Source organism: Streptomyces sp. NPDC052036, from assembly GCF_040680495.1.
Classification (GTDB): Bacteria; Actinomycetota; Actinomycetes; order Streptomycetales; family Streptomycetaceae; genus Streptomyces.
In genome coordinates this window covers 1-7,753 of record NZ_JBFAWW010000085.1, presented here as the reverse complement: position 1 = coordinate 7,753, position 7,753 = coordinate 1, and the positions used below count along the sequence as shown (strand labels likewise).

The following is a 7,753-nucleotide window of genomic DNA, read 5'->3' as shown; positions in this document are numbered from 1 at the left end:
AGCTCGGATGGGGGCCACGACGGCTTCCCGGTCTTGCCGCCCGCGTCGGCGTTCGGCGGCGATTCTGGGTTCGGCCGGCCTGGCGGACTGACGCCACGTCAGCCTGTCGTCGGTGAAGGCGGACTGACGCCGCGTCAGCCTGTCTTCGGTGAAGGCGGACTGGCGGGGGAGCCGCCGCTGGTGTCGGTGGAGGGGCGGTCTCCGTCGTTCGGTTCCGGTGTCACCGACCCGTCGGGCACCGCGTCGGAGGGCATCCACGAGGACGTCCTCTCCGGTGACGGCCCCGTGTGGGGGGAGTCGCCGGAGAGGACGGTGAAGGTGGAGGAGGCGCCGTCGGTCGCCGAGCCGCACTCCGCGGTGGTGGAGGGCGGCGGGTCGGCGGCCGTGACGGGGCCGGGCGAGGTGCGGTCGGGTGTGTCGGCGGCCGAGCACGCGGCCTCGGACGGTGGTGCGCTGCGTTCGTTGCCGGGGCGTACGGTGAAGGTGGAGGAAGCGCCGTCGGTCGCCGAGCCGTTCACCGAGGGCTCGGTCCACCAGCAGCTTCCGCAGGGGCGCCGGTCGGTCGAGGACTGGCTCAACCAGGTGGTGGACGACCAGGGCCCCGATTCTGGTCCGCAGCAGATCCTGACGGACGTCCGGGCGGCGGGCGCCGCGCCGCGATCCGCCGTGGTGCAGGGTGGCGGGCAGCGGGTTTCTGCCGACGGGCAGTCCCCCGTTGGCGGAGACGTCCCGGAGGCCGGGCGTGGCGCGGTGGACGACCAGGGCCCCGATTCTGGTCCGCAGCAGATCCTGACGGACGTGCGGACGGGGGGCGCCGCGCCGCGGTCCGGGTCCGCGGTGGTGCAGGGTGGCGGGCAGCGGGTTTCTGCCGATGGGCAGTCCCTCGTTGGCGGAGACGTCCCGGAGGCCGGGCGGGCTACGTTGGAGAGTTCGGGGTCTGTTCCGCGGGCCTCGCCTTCCAGGGCCGTTCCGGTCGGGCGGGAGTCCGGCGGTCTGCCGGAGACCGGGCCCGCTCCCGGGGGTGCCGCGGTGGAGGGCGGCGTGCCCGGAGGCCGTCCCTCGGATGTGCGGGTTGAACCTGTGCCCGCGCCGGAGCCGGGGACCGCGGATTCCTCCGGCGTGCGGCAGCCGCAGTCGTCCCCGCCTGTCGACGGGAGTGGCCCGGCCGTCTCGGGTGTCGTGCGGCAGCCCGTGGAGGGCGTCGGCGGGCCGCGCCGCACCGGGGAGGCTGCCCCCGTCCCAGGGCATGACGGGCAGTCGCACGGTGACACGCCGCTGTCGGACCAGGAGGCCCCGCGGGACACCCACGGGCACGCCGGCACCTTGCCGCCGTCGCACATCGACGGCGAGGAGCTGCCAGAGGCCGTCAGGTCTTACGTCTTCCACAAGGACGACCCCGGGCGTGCCATCGAGTGGGCGGACGCCAGGAGTGAGGTCATCGGGTCTGCCGAGGGCCGGTTCGGCCGTGAGGAGGAGAAGTTCTGGCAGCAGCGGAAGGCCGATGACGCGCTGAACGCCGCTTATGAGGACTACCTGCGGGAGAACATGCACGGTGTTCCCCCGGACCGGCCGGTGACCGGTGTCGCGGACTGGGCCCGGCGGGCTGGTGTGCCGCAGGAGCTGGCCGAGCCGGTCGCCAGGGCTTACGAGCAGGCGCGGCGTGAGAGCGGGCCGGGCAGCGGCCGGACGCTGCAGCACACCGAGGGCGAGGAGTCCCAGGCGTTTGCCGGGGAGGAGCCGGGCGACGAGGCGAAGGTCCCGGACCGGCAGCTGTTGATCGACCGTCTGGGCGGCGTCGACGGACTGGACCGTGAGCTGATCGTCCGCCTGGCCGGCGCCGGCGGACTGGACCCCAAGCATGCCCCCGCGGTGCTGGCTGACGCCGTGCTCCGTGAGCAGGCGCGGGCGGGGCATGCGGGGCCGGACTGGCACCAGAACGTCAAGGATCGTTTCAACCGCAGGTGGCAGGCCGATCTGGAGCAGAAGCAGAGCGGTGCCCTGCCGGGGTCGGAGTTCGCCCGGAGGTTCGGGGAGCTGGCGGGGGGGTTGCGGGAGGAGTTCGAGCTGTCCGCGGCGGCGGACAGTGCGCGGACGACGGCCGAGGAGGCCTACGACGATCTGGTGGGCCGGCCGGCCGGCATGTCGTTCGAGGTCGAGGCGCGCGGCCGGGCGCGGTTCGGCGAGGATGCGGCGAGCGAGGTCTACAAGGCCGCTGAGAGGTTCCGCACCGAGGACGGCCGGATCGATCCTGAGGCGTGGGACGATCTGCACCGGGCCGCGCAGGCGGGGATCGATGAACTGCGGCAGGGGTTGCGTACTCGTGCGGAGCTCGTCGTGATCGAGTTCCATACCCTCGACGAGGCCGCCTGGGGCACGGGGGTGAGTGCCGGGCGCCTGGAGGAGCTGCGGGAGGAGTTCGCCAGGGAATTCGGGCAGGTCACCCGTGCTCTGCCTGACGGTCGTGAGGTGCGCAGGCTGGCGTCGGGCGAGTGGCTGGCGCACAGCCATGAGATCGTGCCCGCGGTGGACGAGCTGGTGGGCCGGTGGCATGACCGGCTGGCGGGCAAGGCCGTCGAGGACGACCTGCGTGCGCGGACCCGGCGTCTGGTCGAGGATTCCAGGGCGGGCTGGCGGGCTGTGTCCCACCGTGCCCGCGAGGACTTCGACAGTGTCAAGGACGCGGAGGTGGTCGAGCAGTACCACGCGGATGTCCTGGCACAAGCGGAGTTCACGGCGCGGTTCGCCAGGGGCGGCGGACCGGGGGACGCCGGATACGCGGGCGCGCTGGGCGACGCGCACCACGCGATGCGGGGCCAGCTGGAGGCGTGGTTCGACTACCACGCCGGTCTCAAGGCGGTGCTGCGGCAGGCGGACGAGCGGATCGCGGTGTCCTTCGGGCGTGGTGGCCTGCCCAGGACGGTCACCGATGACATACACCAGGAGATCACCCGCGGTTACCGTGAGTGGGTCGGCTGGCCGGAGCGGGGAACGTTCACGCACAGCGAGCTCGGCGCTCGTGAACGGCGTTTCCATCAGGAGGTGTTCGAGCCCGCGATGCGTTCGGTGCCCGACCGTGTGGCGTTCGAGCAGGCCGCGGAAGAGGCGCTTCGGGATACCGCCGGCCGGTTCAACGACATGTCCTCCGAGGTGAGCGACCTCTTCGGGGGCCGTGCCGTGCGGCGTTTCACCGTCAGCGAGGAGACGTTCGAGGACATCAGGGACGGTGTCCGCCGTGACGCGGCGACGCGGTTCAACGGCATCTACGGCCCCCCCGAGGAGCGCGACATGCGTTCCTACCTGGAGACGGAGAAGGCCGAACGCGACGCCTTCGGTGAGGAACTGGCCAGGAAGTGGGAGGAGTTCGAGCAGGGGTCGCCGTATGCCGTGCGGATGCGGTTGGCGTCCGCTGCCGAGGCCGTGCGGATGCGGGAGGCGTCCGCTGCCGAGGCCGTGGCCGGCCGTCAGCGGTTGGCGGCTCTCTTTGAGGAGATGCTGGGCAAGCCCCGTGTTCTGGAGGAGCTGTCGGCCGCTGCCGGGGTCGATCCGGACACGTTGACGTCGCCGGGCGGCCGTGCCGCCTACGAGCGGGACATGGCCGCGCTGCGCAAGGAGTTCTCCGAGAGCTGGGACAACGCCCGCAGGCAGGATCACGAGGACCCCGGGAACGTCCAGGCCGTGCGCCAGGAACTGGTCCAGCAGACCCGGGAGCGCATGGAGGCGCTGCGGGAGCAGGCCCGGGCCCAGGAGGCCGCCTACGCCCAGTGGCGGGCCAATCAGTCCTGGACGCTGCGCTCGGGCGGGCTCGACGTCAGCCGTGACCCGTTCCGTGCGCCGTCCGCCGACGAGCACGGCACGCAGGGGCAGCTCCAGGTACAGGAGCAGGTATTCGCGGAGCCGGTCCGCCGGACGAGCGAGGCCGGGCCGCGTATCGCTCAGGCGCCCCGCACCCGGTCCGCCGCCCAGGACCGCCTCGCCGACGACGCCGTCGCCGGTCTGGACCGGATGCGTCAGGCCGCGGCCGGGCGCGACAAGGCCTACCGTGAGTTCGAGGCGCGGCTCGACCAGCACCCCCGGCTGCGGTCGGCCGAGGAGACCGAGCAGGTCGGGGCGATCCGCGAGTGGTACGCCGACCAACATGCCGCCGGCGGGCAGTCGCGGTCGGACGTGCCTGTCGACCAGCGGCTTGCCGAGAGGCTGCGGCAGGCCGACGCGGAGGTGGCCGCCCGCCAGGCCGCGCGCGACCTGTTCGAGCGGCAGGTCGTCTCCTCGCACGCGGCCGGCTACCAGCCGCGCGATTTCCGCCTCTCACCGCAGTACACGCGACTGGTCGACGACTTCCACCAGGCGCTCGCCGACGAGCGGTTCGAGACGCCGGCCGCGGTGGTCGACAGTTTCCGGAAGCAGTCGTCCGTCGAGCGCGACCCGGTCACCGGCGAGCTGTACGAGTACGCCGTCGTGGAGGAGACCGACGCCGACCGGCCGTCGGCCGCTCCGCTGCGCCCCGATCCCTGGGAGTCGACCGAGCCCGTGTCGTGGGACTTCTTCGGGGAGGACGGCCGCTGGTTGGGCAGGGCGTACCTCGCCGAAGCGGAATACGAACTGCGGGCCTCCGCGCTGCGGCGGCTGCCGTTGATCGAGCGGTACAACCAGTGGTCGGTGAACGCGCAGGGAGAGTGGACCGCTGTGCAGCGCCGGATGCCCGCGTCCGACGCGTGGCTGGTCGGCCACGGCGACGTGGCCGCCGACAAGCCCAGGCTCAGGGACTTCGCCGACGAGGTGGCCCGGGCCGGCGGCACGGCGTTCACCGTGCTCGCGTGCTCCGACGAGGCCGCACTGCGGGCCACCGAGCCGGTCCTCCAGAGCATCGTCGACACCACCCGTCTGACGATCCATCAGCCTGAGGGCCGGATCGCCGTGGTCCCGGGCACCGGCGGCCGCCCGGACGAGGTCCATCTGAGCGCGGACGAGCAGGGTGGCTCCACCCGCTTCCGCACCTTCGTTCCGGGGGCCGGCGTGCCGGTCGCGGCCGAGGGCGGCGACGAGGAGGTGGCCGCGCCGTCCGATGTGGAACCGCAATACCCGGCCAACGAGTTCTGGAACACACCCAGTAGGCCCGCGGTTGACGATCAGCAGGGGGGGGGATGGCGACGGGGACACTGCTACTGGGCAGGGCGGCGCTACGGAGGAGCCGGCGGAGAGGTTGGGAACGTGGGCGGAAGCGGTGGCCGAGGCCTACGGCGGGGAGCGCTGGAGCATCGAGGCCCGCGGTGCTTTTGAGCGGCTCGAGCGGGAGCTGGGCGGTGTCCTGGCCGGCCTTTCCGGCATTGTTCCCCGCTATCTGCGCGCGGCCCTGAAGTACTACCTCGAGAACGGGCATGTGAACGCCCCAGAGAGCAAACCAGTGGTCCTGGCCGACGGCCCCGTAAACCTGGGCAAGTGGCTGACGAACCTTCGCCGCGACCAGGGTGCGGGTCGGGGCTTGGTGGAGCGTTTCCTGACGGCGCTGAGCTGGGGCGACGAGGAAGCGGGTCGGGCTGCGCGGGAGCTGCTGGCGAAGAGGTGGGGGTCGCGGGCGGAAGCGGTGGCCGACGCCTACGACCGGGCCCCGAACAGTAACGAGACGCACCGTGCTATCGAGGCATTCAAGGGGGATCTGGACATTGGCTGGGACGGCCCTTCCGGCCAGGTTGCTGGCCACCTGCGTGCGGCTTTGGCGCACTACCTCGAGAACAACGGGGATGTGAACGCCCCAGTGCGTACGAAGCTGGGCCGGTGGCAGGAGGACCTTCGCAGCAGACCCGGCCTGAAGCGGGAGTTGGCGTGGCGGTCCATGAGGGCGCTGGGCATGCGACGGCCGGATGCGCGCGTACTGCCTGGGGACGGCGCGGGCCCGGCCGCTTCCGTGGAGCAGCCTGCGATGTCCGGCGGGGAGGGCGGCGATGCTGACCCGAGTTACGTGATACATCCCGGGGCCGCAGTGCCGGGGTCGGCTGGTGGCACTGGAGCGGAGGAGGCGGGTGGCTATTTCGGGCCGTACATGCCTGTGGGTGACGGCTTGCCTGGTGAGGTGCTGTCGCTGGACGACGGCGTCTTCCACGGAGGCGTGGGCCCAATGGATCCGTTCGATCCGCTCTATCGAGGCGAGGACTGGCCGGTCTGGCCGTTCGGACCAGGCGGGGCGCAGGCCTCGGAGCTGGGTCTTGCTCCGGATGTCGGCCCGCCGATGTTCGGCCAGGACGTCCAGCCCGACGAAGCAAGCCGGCCGCACTTCGTCCAGGGGGACGTCATACAGCCCGGACCGATGGACCAGACCGGCCTGGAATTCTTCGACGGCACGGCCCCGCACGAGCCCATGGAGGTGGACCAGCCTGGCGGAAACGGGGGTGAATCTTTCATCGAGCGTGCGGGATTGTCGGGACCGGACACGGGCAACCCCCCGAGGTCGTACCTTGACATCCTGGACGACTTGGATGACCAGGAGGTCACGGACTTCCTATTCGGCAGGAGCGTTCCGGATGACACGGAGGTGGAGAGCTGGATTCATGGGGAAGGCGGCCAGCAAGGCCTTCCCCGTGAGGATGATCCCGCGCTCCGGGAAGAAGACGCACTCCGTTCGCAAGACGATGACGCGCAAAACGGAAACGCTGGCGGACAAGGTGACGTCGCGGAAGAATTCAGAAATCTGAAAGCGTTGGCCGAAAAAGTGGCCACCGCCTACAGGCCGCAGGATTCTCAAAGTGAGGTAAGCCGCAAAACCGCTGTCGACGAACTCGACCAGGCGCTGAAAGGCATCCAGACCAACCACCGCGACGCCGATCAGCGGAGTGCTGCGCTGAATCTGCGCGCGGCCCTGTACTACTTCGCCGCCCATGGGACTGTGAACGCTCCGCGGCATGAACCGCCGGTGCTCGTGGGAGATGAGCGAGTGGGTCTGGGTGTGTGGCTGAACAATTTCCGTGACCCCAGGAAATATGGATCGGTTCGGTCTTGGGTTGCCCCGGTCCTGAGCGAGCTGGGTATGCGTTGGCGGACGAGTCGTGTGCCGGTTGGAGGTGCCCAGGGCCGGGCTTCTTCTGCGGGGCGGTTGGTGACGTCCGGTGATGCGAGTGTCCGGTCCGGCCGTAGTGGTGCGTCAGGTCGAGTTGGGTCGGCAGCAGTCAGGCCTGTGAGAGAAGCCAGGCTCGTGAGAGACCCGCTAGCGCCGGTGGATGACCCGAAGCACCCCGAGTGGGACCTCACCGGCAGAGAATGGGAGCTGATAGAAGCCTCCCTTGGGCGGTCCTTTCGTCGAGACCCGCGGCGTCATTTCGATGCGTTGATGTACCGCGCCCGGAATAGCCTCTCCATGAGTAGTGGCGTGCCGCGTGCTCGGTATGGCCCCGCAAGAGCGAGCTACGATATGTTCCGCGAGTGGGCGCAGGCCGGTGTGTTGGGCCAGGTGGTGGATAGCGTTCGCGACAACCCAGAGGCGCATGACGTAGTGCGGGAGGCGGTGAAAGCGGTGTTCGGCGCGGCGCAGGATTACCTGAACGGACGGGGTCTAAGGGCCCTCCTTTCCGAGACGGTGGATGACGCGCAACCGCCGGCGCAAGGGAATTCAGACGGAAACGGAGCGCAATGACAGGGTCGCGCCGCCTATCCGACGCGCGCCGGCCGAGCAGGGCTTCGGCGTAGTCGGATGACGTCCGGTTTGTGATCATCCGAGGCCGAGGAGTTCGAGTGGGCGGTGGGGGTCGCGGGCGTTGCGGCGGAG

Annotated in this window: 2 protein-coding genes; both read left to right on the top strand. The window is 70.7% G+C overall.

Annotated features, from left to right (window positions below; genetic code table 11):
* The first annotated feature begins 180 nt into the window (after positions 1-180).
* Entirely contained in the window at positions 181-5,277 is a 5,097-nt protein-coding gene (locus AB0L95_RS41415; protein WP_365171756.1) for a hypothetical protein, read from the top strand.
* Positions 5,222-7,621, top strand: coding sequence for a hypothetical protein (locus tag AB0L95_RS41410; RefSeq protein WP_365171754.1), 2,400 nt, complete (start codon positions 5,222-5,224; stop codon positions 7,619-7,621). Before AB0L95_RS41415 ends, AB0L95_RS41410 begins: the two co-directional genes overlap by 56 nt.
* Positions 7,622-7,753 lie beyond the last annotated feature (132 nt).